We start from the raw sequence: 19,403 nt of genomic DNA, 5'->3' as shown, positions 1-19,403 counted from the left end.
CTGCGCGACTCGGCGGTACCGAAGAGCCTAGAGCGCCTTTGCGCTGGTGGGGAGATCATTGCCTTCATTGAAAAACAGACAGCTGCGGGTACCCACGAAGGACACCCGCAGCCGCCCTGCTTTCTACAGGTACTGACCGGTGTTGGCCACCGTGTCGATGGAGCGTCCGGTGTCCGCGCCCTGCTTTCCGGTGACGAGCGTACGGATGTACACGATCCGTTCGCCCTTCTTGCCGGAGATGCGGGCCCAGTCGTCCGGGTTGGTGGTGTTGGGCAGGTCCTCGTTCTCCTTGAACTCGTCGATGCAAGCCTGGAGGAGGTGGGAGACCCTGATGCCCTTCTGGTTGGCGTCGAGGAAGGCCTTGATGGCCATCTTCTTGGCGCGTCCGACGATGTTCTCGATCATGGCGCCGGAGTTGAAGTCCTTGAAGTACAGGACTTCCTTGTCGCCGTTGGCGTACGTCACCTCGAGGAAGCGGTTCTCCTCGGACTCCGCGTACATCTGCTCCACGACGGACTGGATCATGCCGTCCACGGTGGTGCGCCGGTCGGCGCTGTGTTCGGCGAGGTCGTCCGCGTGCAGCGGGAGCCGCTCGGTGAGGTACTTGGCGAAGATGTCCTTCGCCGCCTGGGCGTCCGGGCGCTCGATCTTGATCTTCACGTCGAGTCGTCCGGGCCGCAGGATCGCCGGGTCGATCATGTCCTCACGGTTGGAGGCACCGATGACGATGACGTTCTCCAGGCCTTCCACGCCGTCGATCTCGGCGAGCAGCTGGGGGACGATGGTGTTCTCCACGTCCGAGCTGACACCGGATCCGCGGGTGCGGAAGAGGGATTCCATCTCGTCGAAGAAGACGATGACGGGGGTGCCCTCGCTCGCCTTCTCCCTCGCACGCTGGAAGACCAGGCGGATGTGACGCTCGGTCTCGCCGACGTACTTGTTGAGGAGTTCGGGTCCCTTGATGTTGAGGAAGTAGCTCTTCCCCGATGCCTGTCCGGTCACCTCGGCGACCTTCTTGGCAAGGGAGTTGGCGACGGCCTTCGCGATCAGCGTCTTGCCGCAGCCGGGGGGCCCGTACAGCAGGACGCCCTTGGGCGGCCGCAGTTCGTGCTCCCTGAAGAGGTCCGGGTAGAGGTAGGGCAGCTCGACCGCGTCGCGGATCAGCTCGATCTGGTTGCCCAGACCGCCGATCTGCTCGTAGCCGATGTCCGGGACCTCTTCCAGGACGAGCTCTTCGACCTCGCTCTTGGGAACCACTTCGTAGACGTAGCCGGAGCGCGGTTCGAGCAGGAGTGCGTCGCCGGGGCGGATCGTGACGTCGAGGAGTGGTTCGGCGAGCCGCACCACCCTTTCTTCGTCGGTGTGCCCGACCACCAGGGCGCGCTCGCCGTCCTCGAGGATCTCCTTGAGGGTGACGATGTCTCCCACGCTCTCGTACTCCATGGCCTCGACCACGTTGAGCGCTTCGTTGAGCATTACTTCCTGGCCGCGCCTGAGCTCTTCGAGCTCCACGCTCGGGCTGACGTTCACCCGGAGCTTGCGGCCCCCGGTGAAGATGTCCGCCGTGCCGTCCTCGTTCGCCACGAGGAAGACTCCGAAGCCGGCCGGCGGCTGCGCGAGCCGGTCGACTTCCTCCTTGAGGGCCACGATCTGGTCGCGGGCCTCACGGAGCGTGTTGGCGAGCCGCTCGTTCTGCGCGGACACGCCGGCCAGGTTTGTCTGCAGCTCGACGATCCGCTCTTCGAGAATCCTCGTATGACGCGGAGAGTCGGCGAGCTTGCGTCGCAGGACGGCGATTTCCTGCTCGAGATAGGCAACCTGACCGGCGGGGTCCTCAGACCCTCGCCCCGGCCGGATGCCGCGGTTGATGTCGTCGTCGTGGGCTGCCACGGTCCTCACCTCCTCCAAGGGGAGCTGGACGCTTCCAGACCCTACCTGGGTGGGTGTCGATTGAAACCCCTAGATCACAAAGACGGTAGAGGTGTGTCCGATCTTCACCCTTGCGCTCTCCCTCACGTCAGGTCATTACCCACCCAACAACATCGGAAAGCGGGCGGTTGTATCGTCGAAGCGTTCAACACCCGTCAGGGCTGGCCCGACTTGCTGGAAAGTGGGCTCACTCGGCGTGACGATCGGCAGGAGAGATGACCGTGGGAGACGAGGCCGGAAACGGCTCCGAGAGCCGTGATCCGCTGGAGGTCTGGATCGACCAGGACCTCTGCACTGGCGACGGCATCTGTGCGCAGTACGCGCCTGAGGTCTTCGAGCTGGACATCGACGGGCTCGCCTATGTGAAGAGCGGCGAGGACGAGCTGCTGCAGGCTCCGGGCGCCACAACGCCCGTTCCGTTGCCGCTTCTGCGTGACGTGGTCGATTCGGCCAAGGAGTGCCCGGGCGACTGCATTCATGTGCGTCGCGTTTCGGACAGGGTCGAGGTGTACGGCCCGGACGCCGCCTGAGGCCATGGGCCGGCGCATGAACTCATGAACCGGCCCATGAACTGACGCATGAACAAGGGCCTGTGCCCGCCGCTGGACGGCGGGCACAGGCCCTTGTTCATGTCCCCCGGGGTCACCCGCGGAGGTCACACGCTGTGCGCCCCGGCCGGAGTGGACCGCGCGAACGTGCCGTCCTTCCACTGCCACTTGGCCTCGTCCTGGAGGTCCGGGCAGCAGCTGGGCACGTTCGGTGACGAGTACCCGAGGAGGGTGGCGGTGATCACACCGTCACGCAGGGCGAAGTCGCTGACGTTCTGGCGGTCCTTCGGGTCGACGAGGGTGGCGACGACCCGGGGCTTGCCCCCGGTGGCGCGCGTGACGACGTACACGCCGTCGGGCGGCGTGCCCGATCCGGCGGCGCAGTGCACCACGGCGACGGTCTCGGGGCTGCCGTCCCCGTCGAGGTCCCCGGAGGCCTTCTTCTTGACGACGGGTTTCACCGTGCCGCAGGCGATGGGGAACGTGACGGTGGCCGGATCCGGTGCGGGCGCGGGGGCGGCGGCGGTCCTGCTGGACGGCTTGGAGCCGGGCTGGGCGGCGTTCGCGGGGTCGGGCTGCAGGAAGGACGAGCCGGCGACGACAGCGGCGAGCGCGGCCGCGGTGGCCAGCCAGTGGATGGGACGGGTGGTGTTGTGTGCCAGTTCCGGGACGGCGGGGTGCTGCACTAGGAGTGTCTCCTGTGAGGGCTGTGCCGGTGGGGGAGGTGGCGAGCATCGTGCCATACCTCACACCGGGGCGGAACACCGGGGTCCAGGAAGGTCTGGGTCCGCACGAGCCCGTAACGGAGAGGCGCCGTCGCCGAGTTCCCCGGTCGAAGGGGGGAACTCGGCGACGGCGCCTGTGCGTTCAGCTGTCGTACGCGGCGGTCTGAGCCGTCAGCTCTCCGCGCGGGGGGTGCCGCCGTCGGCGTTCGGGCCGGTGTAGTCGTCGCCGTAGGCGCCCTTGGAGGGGCGGCGGCGGCGCATGGGCGGCTCGACGCCGTCCGCGAGGCGGCGGGCGGTGAGCAGGAAGCCGGTGTGGCCGATCATGCGGTGGTCCGGGCGGACGGCGAGGCCCTCGACGTGCCAGTTGCGGATCATCGATTCCCAGGCGGTGGGCTCGTTGAAGCCGCCGATCTCGCGGATGGACTCGACGGTCCTTGCGAGCTGGGTGGTGGTCGCCACGTAGCAGCAGAGGATGCCGCCGGGGACGAGCGCCTTGGAGACGACGTCCAGGCACTCCCAGGGGGCGAGCATGTCGAGGATGACGCGGTCGACGTCGGTGTCGCTCAGGTTGTCCTGGAGGTCTCCGACGGTGAGCTGCCAGGCAGGGTGCGGGGTGCCGAAGTAGCGCTCCACGTTCTGCTGGGCGATCTCGGCGAAGTCCTCGCGGCGCTCGTACGAGTGCAGCATTCCCTCGTCGCCGATGGCGCGCAGGAGGAAGCTGCTGAGCGAGCCGGAGCCCACACCCGCCTCGACGACGCGGGCGCCGGGGAAGATGTCCGCGAAGGCCAGGATCTGCCCCGCGTCCTTGGGGTAGACCACGGCGGCGCCGCGGGGCATGGACAGGACATAGTCGGGGAGCAGGGGGCGCAGCGCGAGGTAGGCGACGTTTCCCGTGGTGCGGACAACGCTGCCCTCGGGAGCACCGATCAGCTCGTCGTGGGGGAAGGAACCCTTGTGGGTGTGGAAGTTCTTCCCGGCCTCGAGCGTGAACGTGTAGTGGCGGCCCTTGGGGTCGGTCAGCTGAACCTGGTCCCCGACCTTGAAGGGCCCGCGTCGGCGGGCGGCACCGGTCGGTTCGGACATGTGACCAGCCTACCGGCCCGTTCGAGGGCCGGGGACCAGGGTGGGGCTCAGCTGGGGCGGGCCATCGCCTTGACGAAGGCGCGCTCCACGTCGGCGGCGGACAGCACCCCGTAGATCTCCCCCGACGCCTCGACCACGAGGTACTCGGTGGCGGGTGTGGCCCGGAGGGTGTCGAGGAGTTCCTCGCCGGCGAGCTCGGCGGAGACCCGCATGCCTTCGCTGATGTCCTGGGCGAGGCCGCTGACGGTGACCCAGGGGCGGCGGTGCTCGGGCACGCCGACGATGGCCGCCTCGCGGACCACCGACATCGGGTCGCCGTCGGCGTCGACCACGACGAGGGCGCGGGCCCCGGCGTCGTTGGCGCGGCGCAGCGCCTCGGAGAGCGGGGTGGCCGACTCGACGGGGACGGCGCGGCGGGTCAGGGCGCGGGCGCGGAGCTCGGGCAGGTGCTCGCGCAGGCGGGCCATGCGGAGGCTGTTCCCGGCGCCGGTCCAGATGATCGCGGCGAGGATCGCGGCGAGCAGGGCGTCGGTGACGGTGTCCATGCCGCCGATGTCCTGGGTCTCGCCGCCGAGCGCGCCGGACTGGTTGAGCAGGGGCAGGCCGATGAGGACGGAGATGGCGAGCGCGCGGCCGACCCAGGCGGCGGCGATGGTGCCGCTCATGGGCTTGCCGGTGATCTTCCAGACGACGGCGCGGAGCATGCGGCCGCCGTCCAGGGGCAGGCCCGGCAGGAGGTTGAAGGCGGCGACGATCAGGTTCGAGATCATCAGGCCCGCGAGCAGGACGCCGGGCACGGTGCCGGGATCGACGGCGCGCATGCCCCCGTAGAAGACGCCCGCGAGGACGAGGGAGAGCAGCGGGCCCACGAACGCGAGGACGAACTCGCGTCCGGGTGTCTCGGACTCCTTCTCGATCTCGGAGACGCCGCCGAAGAACTGCAGCTGGATGCGGCGCACCGGCAGCTTGTAGCGCAGGGCGACGACGGTGTGGGCCAGCTCGTGGACGAGTACGGAGGCGTAGAAGGCGACGGCGAAGAAGAGCGCGACGAGGTAGCGGGCGGCGCCGAGTTCGGGCAGGACGCGGTCGAGCTGGCCGCCGAAGACCCAGGTGATGAGGGCGGCGACGAGGAACCAGCTCGGCGCGACGTAGACGGGCACGCCGAAGGGGCGTCCCATCAGCAGGCCTCCCCCGGGTCCCTTCTTGTTCTTGGGAGGGGTGGTCTTCGGGGCGGGGCCGTGGCTGGCGTGCGCGTACTCGGGATGGGTGTCCTGTGGTGCCTTCCCGGGCGTGTCGTGCGGGGTCTTGGTGAGGCGGTCGGCGGACTGCGGGGATTCGGCCGCGGGCCGCTGCTCTTCCCCGGGCGCCTGCCGGATCGTCTCTTCACGCGGCCGGGCGGTGTCGTCGGCCCCGTCCGTACCGGCAGCGCTGTCGGCGTCGGTGTTGGCGGCGCCGTGGGCGCCGTCGGCCTTTTCAGGGGCCTCGGAGCCTGCTGCGGCACCTTCTGCGGCAGCCGGTCGCCGACCGTCCGTGCCGTCGGATCGCGGCCTGCCGCTCCCGCCGCTCTCGTCCACGATGTCCCCTCGTTCGAAGCGTCCCTCGCCCCTGTCCGGCGCGGTACACGCACGATCATGCAGGGCGAGAGGGTCTGTCGTCGATGGTATGCGGCCGTTGTCAGTGGCGGGTCGTAGGGTCTGTCCCTATGGAAACCAGCACCGATGGTGGCGTGACGGCCGTGCGTCCGGCGTCCCTGTCGCCCTCGCGCGCCAGCGACTTCATGCAGTGTCCGCTGCTCTACCGGTTCCGGGTGATCGACAAGCTGCCGGAGAAGCCGAGCGAGGCGGCGACCCGCGGCACGCTGGTGCACGCCGTCCTGGAGCGGCTCTTCGACGCGCCCGCGGGTGAGCGGACGGCGCCGCGCGCGAAGTCCCTGATCCCGGGTCAGTGGGACCGGCTGCGCGAGGCCAGGCCGGAGCTGACGGAGCTGTTCGCCGACGACGAGCAGGGTGAGCGGCTCGCGCGCTGGCTGGGGGACGCGGAGAAGCTCGTCGAGCGCTGGTTCACCCTGGAGGACCCCACCCGTCTGGAGCCCGCCGAGCGCGAGCTGTTCGTGCAGGCGGAGCTGGACTCGGGCCTGAAGCTGCGCGGCATCATCGACCGGGTGGACGTGGCGCCCTCGGGCGAGGTGCGGATCGTCGACTACAAGACGGGCAAGGCCCCGCGCCCCGAGTACGCGGACGGCCCGCTCTTCCAGATGAAGTTCTACGCCCTGGTGGTGTGGCGCCTGAAGGGTGTGGTCCCGCGCCGCCTCCAGCTCGTCTATCTGGGCAGCGGCGACGTCATCACGTACGACCCCAGGACCGAGGATCTGGAGCAGGTCGAGCGGAAGCTGCACGCGCTGTGGGAGGCGATCACCCTCGCCACCGAGACGGGTGACTGGCGGCCCAGGCCGACGAAGCTCTGCGGCTGGTGCGACCACCAGGCCGTATGTCCGGAATTCGGCGGGACTCCCCCGCCGTACCCCCTTGCGGTGAGGGTGCCCGAGTCCGAGGAGGACGCGCAGGGCAGAATGGCCCCGGGCTAGCGAAGGAGAGTTACGTGGCGATCCGTGTCCTACTGGTCGACGACCAGCCACTGCTGCGCACCGGGTTCCGGATGATTCTGGAGGCCGAGCAGGATGTCGCGGTCGTCGGCGAGGCCGGGGACGGCCTGCAGGCTCTCGACCAGGTGCGGGCGCTGCAGCCCGACGTGGTCCTGATGGACATCCGCATGCCGCGGATGGACGGCGTCGAGGCGACCCGGCAGATCACCGGGCCCGGCCGGGACGGACCGGCGAAGGTCCTGGTCCTGACCACCTTCGACCTCGACGAGTACGTCGTGGAGGCGCTGCGCGCGGGTGCCAGCGGCTTCCTCCTGAAGGACGCGCCGGCGAACGAGCTGGTGCAGGCGATCCGGGTGGTCGCGTCGGGTGAGGCGATGCTCGCGCCGAGCATCACCCGCAGGCTCCTCGACAAGTACGCCGGTCATCTTCCCTCGGGCGACGAGCCGGTGCCGGACACCTTGCACACGCTCACCGAGCGGGAGGTCGAGGTCCTCAAGCTGGTGGCGCGCGGCTTGTCGAACGCGGAGATCGCGGCGGACCTGTTCGTGAGCGAGACGACGGTCAAGACGCATGTGGGCCATGTGCTCACGAAGCTGGGGCTCCGCGACCGGGTGCAGGCGGCCGTGTACGCGTACGAGAGCGGTCTGGTGCGGCCCGGCGCCCAGTAGGGGCGGCCAGGACGAACAAGGACGAACGACGAAGGTGGCCGCTCCCCTCGGTCAGGGGGGGGCGGCCACCTTCATGTGTGCGTGGGGCCGGGGATCAGGCCTTGCTGAGCTCCCAGAAGCGGAACACCGTCGACGCGTCGAGGCACGACTCCACGCCGTAGACGTCGTCGCGTATCACCGCGTACTGCTTGGCCTGCCAGACCGGCAGGATGGGCAGCTCGTCGGCCACGGTGTCCTGGAGCTTGGAGTAGTCGTCGTCGGTCTTGGTCCGGTCGGCCTCGGCGGCGGTGCCGGGGATGATCTTCCCGGTGATGTCGCTGTTCCGGTAGTTGTTGTCCAGGACGTTGCCCTTGCCGAAGAACGGCTGCGTGAAGTTGTCCGGGTCCGGGTAGTCCGGCACCCAGCCCTTGACGTACACGCCGTACTTGCCGGACTTGATGTCCCGCTCGTACTGGCTGAACTTGACCGACTTCACGTCGGCGTCGAAGAGACCGCTCGCGTTGAGCTGCTTGGCGATCGCCTTCAGCTCCTGGTCGGTCGAGGGGCCGTAGCGCGAGGGCGTGGACCAGAGCGTGAGCTTGACCTTGCCGTTCAGGCCTTCCGCGCGCAGGGCGGCGGCGGCCTTGGAGCGCTGCGGGCGGGCGCCGTAGGTGTCGAAGAAGGCGGTGGTGTGACCGCCGATCCCGGCCGGGACGATCGAGTACAGCGGCGTCGCCGTGTCCCGGTAGACGTCCTTGACCAGGGCGTCGCGGTCGAGCAGGTACGCCATGGCCTTGCGGACGCCCAGCTTGCCCGCGACCGGGTCCTTCATGTTGAAGACCAGGTGCTGCACCTCGGCGCTGGTGCCCTCGACGACGTCGATGTTCTGGCTGGCGTCGGAGGTGTCGGCCTCGATGCCCGCGATGTCGGAGGCGGCGAGGCCTCGGTAGGCGATGTCGACCTTGTTGTCCAGGAGTGCCTGCTTCAGGCCCTTCTGGTCGTCGTGGAAGAACTTGAGCGTGACGCCCTTGTTCTTCACCTTGGCGGTGCCCTTGTAGTCGGGGTTGACCGAGAAGACCGCCTGGTCGTCGTTGAACGAGTCGAGCTTGTACGGGCCCGAGCCGGTGGCCTCGTCACCGCCGCGCAGGCTGTTCATGTCGTACGACGCGTGGTCGACGATGGAGCCGGCGCCGGACGCGATCTTGCTGGGGAAGGTCGCGTCGGCGTACTTGAGCTTGAAGACGACCTTCTTGGCGTTCGGTGTCTCGACGCGGTCGAGCATCGGGAACATGAGCGCCGGGCCGTTCGCGTCATTGATCTTCATCACGCGGTCGAAGGAGTACTTGACGTCCTTCGAGGTGAGCGCGTTGCCGTTGCTGAACTTCAGCCCGTCCCGCAGCGTGCATTCGAAGACCTTGGTCTCCGTGTCGGTGAAGCCGCACTCCTTGGCGGCCTCGGGCTCCGGCTCCGTGGCCCCGTTCGGGAAGCTCATCAGGGACTGGAAGACGTTGTTGAACAGGAGCCACGACCCGGGGTCGTAGCCGGATGCCGGGTCGGTGGCCAGGACGTCGTCCGACATCCCCATCACCACCGAGTCGCCGCCTTCCCCCGCTCCACCCGTTTCCGTGCCGCAGCCGGTCAGCAGAGCCGCGGCCAGCCCTCCCGTGAGGGGAAGGGCCAGCCACTGGTTACGCAAATTCACGAACGTGCCTTGTCGTTGATGTCATTCGGTGGAGCGAAGCGCGGCGGTCTTGTCTGCCGGCGTGTGCGGAGGTCAGCCGCTCACACCGCGGCCGAGCTCCCACAGCTGGAGGTTCGAGGAGGAGTTGAGGGCCCACTCGACGCCGGTGATGTCGTCCCGGGCCGCGATGTACTGCTTGCCCTGCCAGAGGGGAAGCACCGGCACGTCCTCGGCGACGATGTCCTGGATCTTCTTGATGCTCTTGGAGGCAGTGAGCCGGTCCGCCTCGCGGCGCGAGTCCGGCAGCAGCTCGTCGTTGATGGTGCTGTTCGCGTACGGCGAGCCGAGGATGTTGTCCTTGTCGAGGAACGGCGTGAGGAAGTTGTCGGCGTCGGGGAAGTCGGGGAACCAGCCCATACCGTAGACGTCGTACGCGCCCTTCTGCTCGGCGGGGCGGAAGGTGTTCCAGTCCGTGCCCTTGATCGCCACGTCGAACAGGCCGCTCGCGTTGAGCTGCTTCTGCAGGAGCTGGAACTCCTTCTTGGTGCCCGGCCCGTAGTGGTCCGTCGTGTAGTGCAGGGTGAGCTTCACCGGAGTGCTGATGTCGGCCTTCTGCAGCACGGTGCGGGCCTTGGACGGGCTCGGGTTGCCGTACTGGTTGAAGAACGAGTTGGTGTGGCCCGTGATCGTGGCCGGCACCAGGGAGTAGAGCGGCTCGGCCGCGTCGCCGTAGACGCCGGACGCGAGGGCGCCGCGGTCGACGATCTGGGCCATGGCCTGGCGGACCGCCTTGGACTTGACGGTGGTGGCGTCCGTGTTGAAGCCGAGGTAGCGGATCTCCAGGCCGGGCGTCTCGACCAGCTCGATGTTGTTGCCCGGGTCCGCGTCGAGCTGCTTGATCTGCTCGGGCGACATGGTGCGCGTCATCATGTCGAGGTCGCCGCTCTTGAGGGCGTCGCCCATCGAGTCGGCGGACGCGTAGGTGCGCATCTCGATCTTTTCGCTCTTGGGCTTCAGCACGCCCTTGTAGTTGGGGTTCTTGGAGAACACCGTCTTGACGAGCTCGTTGCCCTTGACCTCTTGCTTGGCGGTGTAGGGGCCCGAGCCGTCCAGGTCGAAGCCGTCGCGCAGCTTGTTCTTGGCGTAGTGGTCCGAGCTGACGATGCCCGCGATGGGCGTGGCCAGCTTGTAGGGGAACGTCGCGTCGGGGCTCTTGAGGTGGAAGACGACGGTGCGGTCGCCCTCGGTCTCGATCGCGTCGACGTTGGACACCATGCCGGCGGAGCCGCTGGGGTCCTTGATCTTGATGTCCCGCACCCGCTCGATGGAGAACTTCACATCGGTGGCGGTCAGCGGCTCGCCGTCGGCGAACTTCAGGCCCTTGCGCAGCGTGCACTCGTAGCGCTCGTTGCCGGTGTCGGTGAAGCCGCACTTCTCGGCGGCGTCGGGCTCCGGCTCTCCGCCGCCGCGCGGGGCGGCCATCAGCGTCTGCACCGTCTGGCGCACGACGTTCCAGGAGCCCGCGTCATAGGCGTACGCCGGATCGAAGGGGGCCGGGATCTCGGCTGAGGTGGAGAACCGGTCCGTGGTGCCGACGGTGATCGCGTCATCTCCCCCACCGTTGCCCGACCCGCCGCACGCCGCGAGCGCGGGAGCGAGCAGACCCACGACGGCCGGCAGCACCAAAGTCTTACGGTTCATGCTCGACGTTCTCCAGAGCTGTTGGTCCCGTCCGGACCGACAACGAGGGGTGGGGTCAGTCAGTCCGTGGGGGGCATGTCGATGTTCTCGCGACGACATTAGTCCGCACCGCCAGGAGGGCTGGAAGGGACCGGAGTTGACCCTCAATCACGCAGCGAAACCGGGCGCGGACGCACCGATAACCCGACACGGGAAGGTTTCGTGAGGTTCCCCTCAATCAGGACACAACGTCACTCCACAACTCGCCCAAATCGGGGGCTCGGCACAGCCGTGACCGACTGTCGACCCCCCGGCGAGTGGGAAAGGTCACAGCTTCAACCGTTCAGCACTTTCCGGCCATCAGTCCTTGCAGGAAAGGCAGGTTGACGTGTTCGAGGGAGGGGACGACGGTGCGGCCGAAGGCCGGTGCGATCGGCGCGACGGAGGGCACGGCCACCACTCTGCAGCCCGCGGCCTCGGCCGCCGCGACACCCGTGGCGGTGTCCTCGATGACGGCACATCTGGCCGGTTCCGCGCCAACCCCCGCCGCCGCGAGGAGGTACGGATCGGGGTGCGGCTTGGTCCGGGTCACCTCGTCGCCCGCGACGGTGAGCGTGAAGTGGTGGGATCCGATCGAGTCGAGCACGCGGTCGATGATGCGCCGGTGCGACGCGGAGACGAGGGCCATCGGCACCTCGTGCGCGGCGAGCTCGGCAAGGAGCCTGGCGGCGCCCGGCATCAGCGGGAGGGCGCGGCCAATGCGGTTCTCGAAGCCGTCGTTGAGCAGCACGGTCAGCTCGGGGACCGTGATGTCGGCTCCGGTGGACGCGATGAGGAACCCGGCGCTGCGCGTCATGGGGCCGCCGACGACCACGTCACGCCAGGCCTCATCGAGCGTATGTCCGAGTGCGGCGAAGACCTCGACCTCCGCGTCCCACCAGAACCCCTCGGTGTCCACGAGTGTTCCGTCCATGTCGAGGAGCACCGCCTGCAGGGCGGAGCCTTCGGCCGTTCGGGTACCGAGCGCGGGAACCGTACTGGTCATCCGGGCACACCTCCATGAGGGACGAGAAGGCCGGCTGCCCCCTTTTGACGGGTGGGCAACCGGCCTGCACTGGACCGATAAGTGTACGACTTGACCGCTCAGCGCGCGTTGAAGTATTTCGCCTCGGGGTGGTGGATGACGATCGCGTCCGTGGACTGCTCGGGGTGCAGCTGGAACTCCTCGGAGAGCTGTACGCCGATCCGCTCCGGCTCCAGGAGCTCGGCGATCTTGGCGCGGTCCTCCAGGTCGGGGCAGGCGCCGTAGCCGAGCGAGAAGCGCGCGCCGCGGTACTTCAGGTCGAACATGTCCTCCACGGCGGCCGGGTCCTCGCCGCCGAAGCCGAGCTCGGCGCGCACGCGCGCGTGCCAGTACTCGGCGAGCGCCTCGGCCAACTGCACGGACAGGCCGTGCAGTTCGAGATAGTCGCGGTAGGAGTCGGCGGCGAACAGCTCGGCGGTGAACTCGCCGATCTTCGAGCCGACGGTGACGACCTGCAGGCCGACCACGTCGGTCTCGCCGGACTCCTCCGGGCGGAAGAAGTCCGCCAGGCACAGGCGCCGACCGCGGCGCTGGCGCGGGAAGGAGAAGCGGGTGCGCTCGTTGCCCTGCTCGTCCAGGATGATCAGGTCGTCGCCCTTGGAGACACAGGGGAAGTAGCCGTGCACGACGGCCGCCTCCAGCATGTTCTTGGTGTGCAGCTCGTCCAGCCAGCCGCGCAGCCGGGGGCGTCCCTCGGTCTCCACCAGCTCCTCGTACGAGGGGCCGTCGCCGGTCCTGGCCTGCTTGAGGCCCCACTGCCCCTTGAACAGGGCGCCCTCGTCCAGCCAGGAGGCGTACTCCTTGAGCTGGATGCCCTTGACGACGCGGGTGCCCCAGAACGGCGGGGTCGGGACGGGGTTGTCGGTGGAGGTATCCGAGCGGGCGGGGCCCTCGTCCTCGGTGACCTGCAGGGCGGGGGTGTCCTTCTTGGGCACGCGGCGCTGCTTCAGCTCGGGCAGGGTGGCGCCGGGGACACCGCGCTTGACCGCGATGAGGGCGTCCATCAGGCGCAGGCCCTCGAACGCGTCGCGGGCGTAGCGGACCTCGCCCTCGTAGATCTCGTGCAGGTCCTGCTCGACGTAGGCCCGGGTGAGCGCGGCGCCGCCTAGGATCACCGGGAAGTCCGCGGCCATCTTGCGCTGGTTGAGCTCCTCCAGGTTCTCCTTCATGATCACGGTCGACTTCACCAGGAGACCCGACATGCCGATCACGTCGGCGCGGTGCTCGGCCGCCGCGTCCAGGATCGCGGCGACGGGCTGCTTGATGCCGAGGTTGACCACGTTGTAGCCGTTGTTGGACAGGATGATGTCGACGAGGTTCTTGCCGATGTCGTGGACGTCGCCGCGGACGGTGGCCAGGACGATGGTGCCCTTGCCCTCGGAGTCCGACTTCTCCATGTGCGGTTCGAGGTGGGCGACCGCGGTCTTCATGACCTCGGCGGACTGCAGCACGAACGGCAGCTGCATCTGACCGGACCCGAAGAGCTCGCCGACGACCTTCATGCCCTCCAGGAGGGTGTCGTTGACGATGTCGAGCGCCGGACGGGTCTGCAGGGCCTCGTCCAGGTCGGCCTCCAGGCCCTTCTTCTCGCCGTCGATGATGCGGCGCTGGAGGCGCTCGTCCAGGGGCAGGGCCAGGAGCTCCTCGGCCTTGCCCTCCTTCATCGACTTCATGTTGACGCCCTCGAAGAGCTCCATGAGCTTCTGCAGGGGGTCGTAGCCCTCTTCGCGGCGGTCGTAGATCAGGTCGTGGGCGGCCTTGACCTGCTCCTCCTCCAGGCGCGCGATGGGCAGGATCTTGGAGGCGTGCACGATCGCCGAGTCCAGGCCCGCCTTGACGCACTCGTCCAGGAAGACGGAGTTCAGGACGACACGGGCGGCCGGGTTGAGGCCGAAGGAGATGTTCGAGAGGCCCAGGGTGGTCTGCACGTCCGGGTGGCGGCGCTTGAGCTCGCGAATCGCCTCGATGGTGGCGATGCCGTCCTTGCGGGACTCCTCCTGGCCGGTACAGATGGTGAAGGTCAGGGTGTCGATGAGGATGTCCGACTCGTGGATGCCCCAGTTGCCGGTCAGGTCGTCGATGAGGCGCTCGGCGATGGCGACCTTGTGCTCGACGGTGCGGGCCTGGCCCTCCTCGTCGATGGTCAGGGCGATCAGCGCGGCGCCGTGCTCCTTGGCCAGCGCGGTGACCTTCGCGAAGCGGGACTCGGGGCCGTCGCCGTCCTCGTAGTTGACGGAGTTGATGACGGCACGGCCGCCCAGCTTCTCCAGGCCGGCCTGGATGACGGGCAGTTCGGTGGAGTCCAGGACGATGGGCAGGGTGGAGGCGGTCGCGAAACGGCCCGCGAGCTCCTCCATGTCCTTGACGCCGTCACGGCCCACGTAGTCGACGCAGAGGTCGAGCATGTGGGCGCCCTCGCGGATCTGGTCGCGGGCCATCTCCACGCAGTCGTCCCAGCGGCCGTCCAGCATGGCCTCGCGGAACTTCTTCGAGCCGTTGGCGTTCGTGCGCTCGCCGATGGCCAGGTAGGAGGTGTCCTGGCGGAAGGGCACGGTCTGGTAGAGCGAGGCGGCGCCCGGCTCGGGGCGCGGCTCGCGGCGGGTGGTCTCCACGCCGCGGACGCGCTCGACGACCTGGCGCAGGTGCTCGGGGGTGGTGCCGCAGCAGCCGCCGACCAGGGAGAGGCCGTATTCGCGTACGAAGGTCTCCTGGGCGTCGGCCAGCTCGGCCTCCGTCAGGGGGTAGTGCGCGCCGTTCTTGCCCAGGACCGGCAGGCCCGCGTTGGGCATGCAGGAGATCGGGACGCGGGAGTGGCGGGCGAGATAGCGCAGGTGCTCGCTCATCTCGGCCGGGCCCGTGGCGCAGTTCAGGCCGATCATGTCGATGCCGAGCGGCTCCAGGGCGGTCAGCGCGGCGCCGATCTCCGAGCCGAGCAGCATCGTGCCGGTGGTCTCGACGGTGACCGAGCAGATCAGCGGCAGGTTCGCGCCGGTGGCGTCCAGGGCGCGGCGGGCGCCGAGGATCGCGGACTTGGTCTGCAGCAGGTCCTGGGTGGTCTCCACCAGGAGTGCGTCGGCGCCGCCCGCGATCATGCCTTCGGCGTTGGTCTGGTAGGCGTCGCGAAGGACGGTGTAGGGGGCGTGTCCCAGGGTCGGCAGCTTGGTGCCCGGACCCATCGAGCCGAGGACCCAGCGCTGCTGGCCGGTGGAGGCGGTGAACTCGTCGGCGACCTCGCGGGCGATGCGGGCGCCGGCCTCGGAGAGCTCGAAGTTCCGCTCGGGGATGTCGTACTCGCTCAAGGCGGCGAAGTTCGTGCCGAACGTGTTCGTCTCGACGCAGTCGACGCCGACCGCGAAGTACTCCTCGTGGACCGAGCGGACGATGTCCGGGCGGGTCACGTTCAAGATCTCGTTACAGCCCTCGAGGTTCTGGAAGTCCTCAAGAGTGGGGTCCTGTGCCTGGAGCATCGTGCCCATCGCGCCGTCGGCCACCACCACGCGGGTGGCGAGGGCTTCGCGGAGGGCATCGGCCCGGGTCCCGTTCGGGGTACCGGACGAGGGGGTAGGCAACGAGGCCATGAATGAGCTCCCTGAGGTGCGACGGCTGTCGGCTTTGCGCTTCGGAGGAAGGCGCACTCGGTCAGGGTAACGGGACGAAGGTCCACAGCGCTGGAGTGTTCACGACCCGGACACCCCGGACCGGTCCCGCCCGCGTCCCGGGGTGTGGCGCGGGGCAGGGCGGGAATCGGCCAGAAACGGCGGGGAGCGGCGAGAACCGCTCGGAATCACGGAGAACCGCGGACAACCGCGGAGAACCGGAGAAACACAGCCTGCCGCTCTGTCGCGGGAGGTCGGCAACGACCGATAGTGTTCAGCATTGTCGAACGTGGAGTCAGAGGGGACGGAGGAAGGGGCTGCGATGGCACGGAACATCCAGTCGCTCGAGCGGGCCGCCGCGATGCTGCGGCTGCTCGCGGGCGGAGAGCGACGGCTCGGCCTCTCGGAAATCGCGTCCGCCCTTGGCCTGGCCAAGGGCACGGCCCACGGCATTCTGCGCACCCTCCAGGCGGAGGGCTTCGTCGAGCAGGAGTCCGCTTCGGGCCGCTATCAGCTCGGTGCCGAACTCCTGCGCCTGGGCAACAGCTACCTGGACGTCCACGAGCTGCGGGCCCGCGCCCTGGTGTGGACCGACGACCTGGCCCGGTCCAGCGGCGAGAGCGTCTACCTCGGGGTCCTGCACCAGCAGGGCGTCCTGATCGTGCACCACGTCTTCCGGCCCGACGACAGCCGCCAGGTCCTGGAGGTGGGGGCCATGCAGCCGCTGCACTCCACGGCGCTCGGCAAGGTGCTCGCCGCCTACGACCCGGTGGCGCACAGCGAGGCGGCCGAGGCCGACTGGCAGAGCTTCACGCAGCACACCGTCGTGGAGCCCGAGGCCTTCGAGGGCGTCCTGGACCTGACCCGCGCGCGCGGGTACGCGGATGACGTCGAGGAGACCTGGGAGGGCATCGCCTCCGTGGCCGCCCCCATCCACGACCGGCGCCGCATGCCGGTCGGCGCGATCGCCATCACCGGGGCGGTGGAGCGCGTCCAGAAGGACGGCGAGCTGCGCCCCGAACTGATCGCGGCCGTACGGGACTGCGCCCGCGCCGTGTCGCGGGACCTGGGCGCCGGGCGCTTCTAGGCGTTCCGCCGGCGCAGCACTCACCGCCGCTCAAGGTGCAGGTGGCACCTTTCCGCGCGATCATCGATGCACGTGTTTCACCTCGCGGCGACCTCCGTCAGGACCGATAACCCGAAACGATCAATAACGATCGTGTTTTCAATAACAGAGCTCTTGACGGGCAAGTAACCCCAGGGCGAGACTCGCGTCCATCGGTCGGCATTGTCGAACACCTACCGGCATTACGCGTTAGAGTGTGACAAGGCCAAGGGCCGGCAAGACCTCACCTGAGGTCGCGGACCTCCGGAGGGACCCGGGGTTCGCCTTCCCCTGGACGAAGGACAAAGGAGTCGCGGGTGTCCAGCTCCGACATCTTCATCGGCGAGACCATCGGTACCGCCATACTCATCCTGCTCGGCGGCGGCGTCTGTGCCGCGGTCACGCTCAAGGCCTCCAAGGCCAAGGACGCCGGCTGGCTCGCGATCACCTTCGGGTGGGGCTTCGCGGTGCTCACCGGCGCCTACCTGGCGGGTGGCGTGTCAGGCGCCCACCTCAACCCGGCGGTCACCGTCGGTCTCGCCATCGAGGGCGGCACCAAGTGGAGCGACGTTCCGCTCTACCTCGGCTCGCAGCTCCTCGGCGCGATGATCGGCGCCGTCCTGGTCTGGCTCGCCTACCTGGGTCAGTTCAAGGCTCACCTCACGGACCCGGAGATCCTCGCCGCGCAGCCGATGGAGGAGGGCCTCGTCGACCAGAAGGCCGCCCCCAAGGCGGGCCCGGTGCTCGGCGTCTTCTCGACCGGCCCCGAGATCCGGAACTACGCGCAGAACGTGCTCACCGAGGTCATCGCGACCACCGTGCTCGTCCTGGCGATCCTCACCCAGGGCCTGAACGACAACGGCAACGGCATCGGCGTGCTCGGCGCCCTGATCACCGCCCTCGTCGTGGTCGGCATCGGCCTCTCGCTCGGTGGCCCGACGGGTTATGCGATCAACCCGGTCCGTGACCTCGGTCCGCGCATCGTGCACTCCCTGCTCCCGCTGCCGAACAAGGGCAGCTCGGACTGGACGTACGCCTGGGTGCCGATCGCCGGGCCGCTGATCGGCGGCGCCATCGCGGGTGGCCTCTACAACCTCGCGTTCAAGTAGGACCGCGACAGCCACCGACGACGCTGAGACAGACCGCCGAGCAAGAAATCAGGAGCACACCGTGAGCAACGACGCGCACACCGCCGGCCCCTTCATCGCGGCCATCGACCAGGGCACCACCTCGAGCCGCTGCATCGTCTTCGACAAGGACGGCCGGATCGTCTCGGTCGACCAGAAGGAACACGAGCAGATCTTCCCGAAGCCGGGCTGGGTCGAGCACGACGCCACCGAGATCTGGACCAACGTCCAGGAAGTCGTCGCGAGCGCCATCTCCAAGGCCGGCATCACCCACGAAGACATCAAGGCGATCGGCATCACCAACCAGCGTGAGACCACGCTGCTCTGGGACAAGAACACCGGCGAGCCGGTGCACAACGCCATCGTCTGGCAGGACACCCGCACCGACGCCCTGTGCAAGGAGCTCGGCCGCAACGTCGGCCAGGACCGCTTCCGCCGCCAGACGGGCCTGCCGCTCGCCAGCTACTTCGCCGGGCCCAAGGCCCGCTGGCTGCTCGACAACGTCGAGGGCCTGCGCGAGCGCGCCGAGGCGGGCGACATCCTCTTCGGCACCATGGACTCCTGGGTCATCTGGAACCTGACGGGCGGTGTCAACGGCGGCAAGCACGTCACCGACGTCACCAACGCGTCGCGCACCATGCTGATGAACCTGCACACCATGAAGTGGGACGAGTCGATCGCCGATTCCATCGGCGTCCCGATGGCGATGCTCCCCGAGATCCGCTCCTCCGCCGAGGTCTACGGCGAGGTCACCGGCGGCAAGCTCGGCGACGTCCTGCCAGGCATCCCCGTCGCCTCCGCGCTCGGCGACCAGCAGGCGGCCCTCTTCGGGCAGACCTGTTTCGCCAAGGGTGAGGCCAAGTCCACGTACGGCACCGGCACCTTCATGCTGATGAACACCGGTGAGTCGGCCATCAACTCCTACTCGGGCCTGCTGACCACCGTCGGCTACCAGATCGGCGAGCAGAAGCCGGTCTACGCCCTCGAGGGTTCCATCGCGGTCACCGGTTCGCTGGTGCAGTGGATGCGCGACCAGATGGGCCTGATCAACTCCGCCGCCGAGATCGAGACGCTCGCGTCGTCGGTCGAGGACAACGGCGGCGCCTACTTCGTACCGGCCTTCTCCGGCCTCTTCGCCCCGTACTGGCGTTCCGACGCCCGCGGTGTGATCGCCGGTCTCACCCGGTACGTCACCAAGGCGCACATCGCGCGCGCCGTCCTGGAGGCCACGGCCTGGCAGACCCGTGAGATCACCGACGCCATGACGAAGGACTCCGGCGTCGAGCTCACGGCCCTCAAGGTCGACGGCGGCATGACCTCCAACAACCTGCTGATGCAGACCCTCTCGAACTTCCTCGACGCACCGGTGGTGCGCCCGATGGTGGCCGAGACGACCTGCCTCGGCGCCGCCTACGCCGCCGGTCTCGCCGTCGGCTTCTGGTCCGGCACCGACGAGCTGCGCGCCAACTGGCGCCGGGCGGCGGAGTGGACCCCCCGCATGGACGCGGACACCCGCGCCCGTGAGTACAAGAGCTGGCTCAAGGCCGTAGAGCGTTCCATGGGCTGGCTCGACGAAAGTGGCGAGGAGTAATCAAC

The 19,403-nt window shown here is 68.6% G+C and carries 14 protein-coding genes; 6 read left to right on the top strand and 8 right to left on the bottom strand.

Translation table 11 applies throughout. The features are described from left to right. Positions 1-123: 123 nt before the first annotated feature. On the bottom strand, positions 124-1,890 hold the full coding sequence (arc, locus tag AB0E78_RS20530) for a proteasome ATPase (protein ID WP_361834188.1): 1,767 nt from the start codon (positions 1,888-1,890) through the stop codon (positions 124-126). A gap of 254 nt (positions 1,891-2,144) precedes the next feature. Here arc and AB0E78_RS20525 point away from each other — a divergent pair, with 254 nt between their 5' ends. Then, positions 2,145-2,459, top strand: coding sequence for a ferredoxin (locus AB0E78_RS20525; RefSeq protein WP_361834186.1), 315 nt, complete (start codon positions 2,145-2,147; stop codon positions 2,457-2,459). Between the two features lie 125 nt (positions 2,460-2,584). Here the strand turns inward: AB0E78_RS20525 and AB0E78_RS20520 are convergent, their stop codons facing one another. The 3 genes from AB0E78_RS20520 to AB0E78_RS20510 form a co-directional block, all read right to left on the bottom strand. Then, on the bottom strand, positions 2,585-3,163 hold the full coding sequence (locus AB0E78_RS20520) for a hypothetical protein (RefSeq protein ID WP_361834184.1): 579 nt from the start codon (positions 3,161-3,163) through the stop codon (positions 2,585-2,587). Positions 3,164-3,373: 210 nt separating this feature from the next. Continuing rightward, positions 3,374-4,285, bottom strand: a complete 912-nt coding sequence (locus AB0E78_RS20515) for a tRNA (adenine-N1)-methyltransferase (protein WP_361834182.1) — start codon at positions 4,283-4,285, stop codon at positions 3,374-3,376. Positions 4,286-4,332: 47 nt separating this feature from the next. Continuing rightward, the gene (locus AB0E78_RS20510) at positions 4,333-5,859 is read right to left on the bottom strand and encodes a site-2 protease family protein (protein ID WP_361834180.1); all 1,527 of its coding nucleotides are present in this window, start codon (positions 5,857-5,859) and stop codon (positions 4,333-4,335) included. A 128-nt stretch (positions 5,860-5,987) separates the two neighbouring features. On the opposite strand from AB0E78_RS20510, the gene AB0E78_RS20505 reads away from it, so the two are divergent. Next, entirely contained in the window at positions 5,988-6,869 is an 882-nt protein-coding gene (locus AB0E78_RS20505; protein ID WP_361834178.1) for a RecB family exonuclease, read from the top strand. A 14-nt stretch (positions 6,870-6,883) separates the two neighbouring features. Further along, positions 6,884-7,555 carry a response regulator transcription factor gene (locus AB0E78_RS20500; protein ID WP_135332738.1) on the top strand — a complete coding sequence of 224 codons (672 nt, stop codon included), beginning with the start codon at positions 6,884-6,886 and terminating at the stop codon, positions 7,553-7,555. A gap of 94 nt (positions 7,556-7,649) precedes the next feature. Here the strand turns inward: AB0E78_RS20500 and AB0E78_RS20495 are convergent, their stop codons facing one another. The 4 genes from AB0E78_RS20495 to metH form a co-directional block, all read right to left on the bottom strand. Next, positions 7,650-9,236 (bottom strand): ABC transporter substrate-binding protein, encoded by a 1,587-nt coding sequence (locus tag AB0E78_RS20495; protein WP_361834176.1) that lies wholly within the window; start codon positions 9,234-9,236, stop codon positions 7,650-7,652. A gap of 72 nt (positions 9,237-9,308) precedes the next feature. Next, the gene (locus AB0E78_RS20490; RefSeq protein ID WP_361834174.1) at positions 9,309-10,916 is read right to left on the bottom strand and encodes an ABC transporter substrate-binding protein; all 1,608 of its coding nucleotides are present in this window, start codon (positions 10,914-10,916) and stop codon (positions 9,309-9,311) included. 322 nt (positions 10,917-11,238) lie between these two features. Further along, entirely contained in the window at positions 11,239-11,940 is a 702-nt protein-coding gene (locus AB0E78_RS20485) for an HAD family phosphatase (protein WP_361834172.1), read from the bottom strand. A gap of 98 nt (positions 11,941-12,038) precedes the next feature. Then, the gene (gene metH / locus AB0E78_RS20480; protein ID WP_361834170.1) at positions 12,039-15,557 is read right to left on the bottom strand and encodes a methionine synthase; all 3,519 of its coding nucleotides are present in this window, start codon (positions 15,555-15,557) and stop codon (positions 12,039-12,041) included. Between the two features lie 340 nt (positions 15,558-15,897). Between metH and AB0E78_RS20475 the strand changes: the two genes are divergently transcribed. The 3 genes from AB0E78_RS20475 to glpK all read left to right on the top strand — a co-directional run bounded on the left by AB0E78_RS20475 (position 15,898) and on the right by glpK (position 19,398). Next, positions 15,898-16,662: an IclR family transcriptional regulator gene (locus AB0E78_RS20475; protein WP_361834168.1), complete on the top strand. Its 765-nt coding sequence runs from the start codon at positions 15,898-15,900 to the stop codon at positions 16,660-16,662. A 335-nt stretch (positions 16,663-16,997) separates the two neighbouring features. Beyond that, a complete protein-coding gene (locus tag AB0E78_RS20470; RefSeq protein WP_361834166.1) occupies positions 16,998-17,789 on the top strand; it encodes an MIP/aquaporin family protein in 792 nt (263 codons plus the stop codon). A 61-nt stretch (positions 17,790-17,850) separates the two neighbouring features. Next, positions 17,851-19,398, top strand: a complete 1,548-nt coding sequence (gene glpK / locus AB0E78_RS20465) for a glycerol kinase GlpK (RefSeq protein ID WP_361834164.1) — start codon at positions 17,851-17,853, stop codon at positions 19,396-19,398. The last annotated feature ends 5 nt before the right edge of the window (positions 19,399-19,403 follow it).

It is taken from the genome of Streptomyces sp. NPDC032198 (assembly GCF_040636975.1).
In the GTDB taxonomy this organism is placed as follows: domain Bacteria; phylum Actinomycetota; class Actinomycetes; order Streptomycetales; family Streptomycetaceae; genus Streptomyces.
Note: the sequence above shows the minus strand (reverse complement) of the source record. Positions and strands in the feature narration are given on the sequence as shown.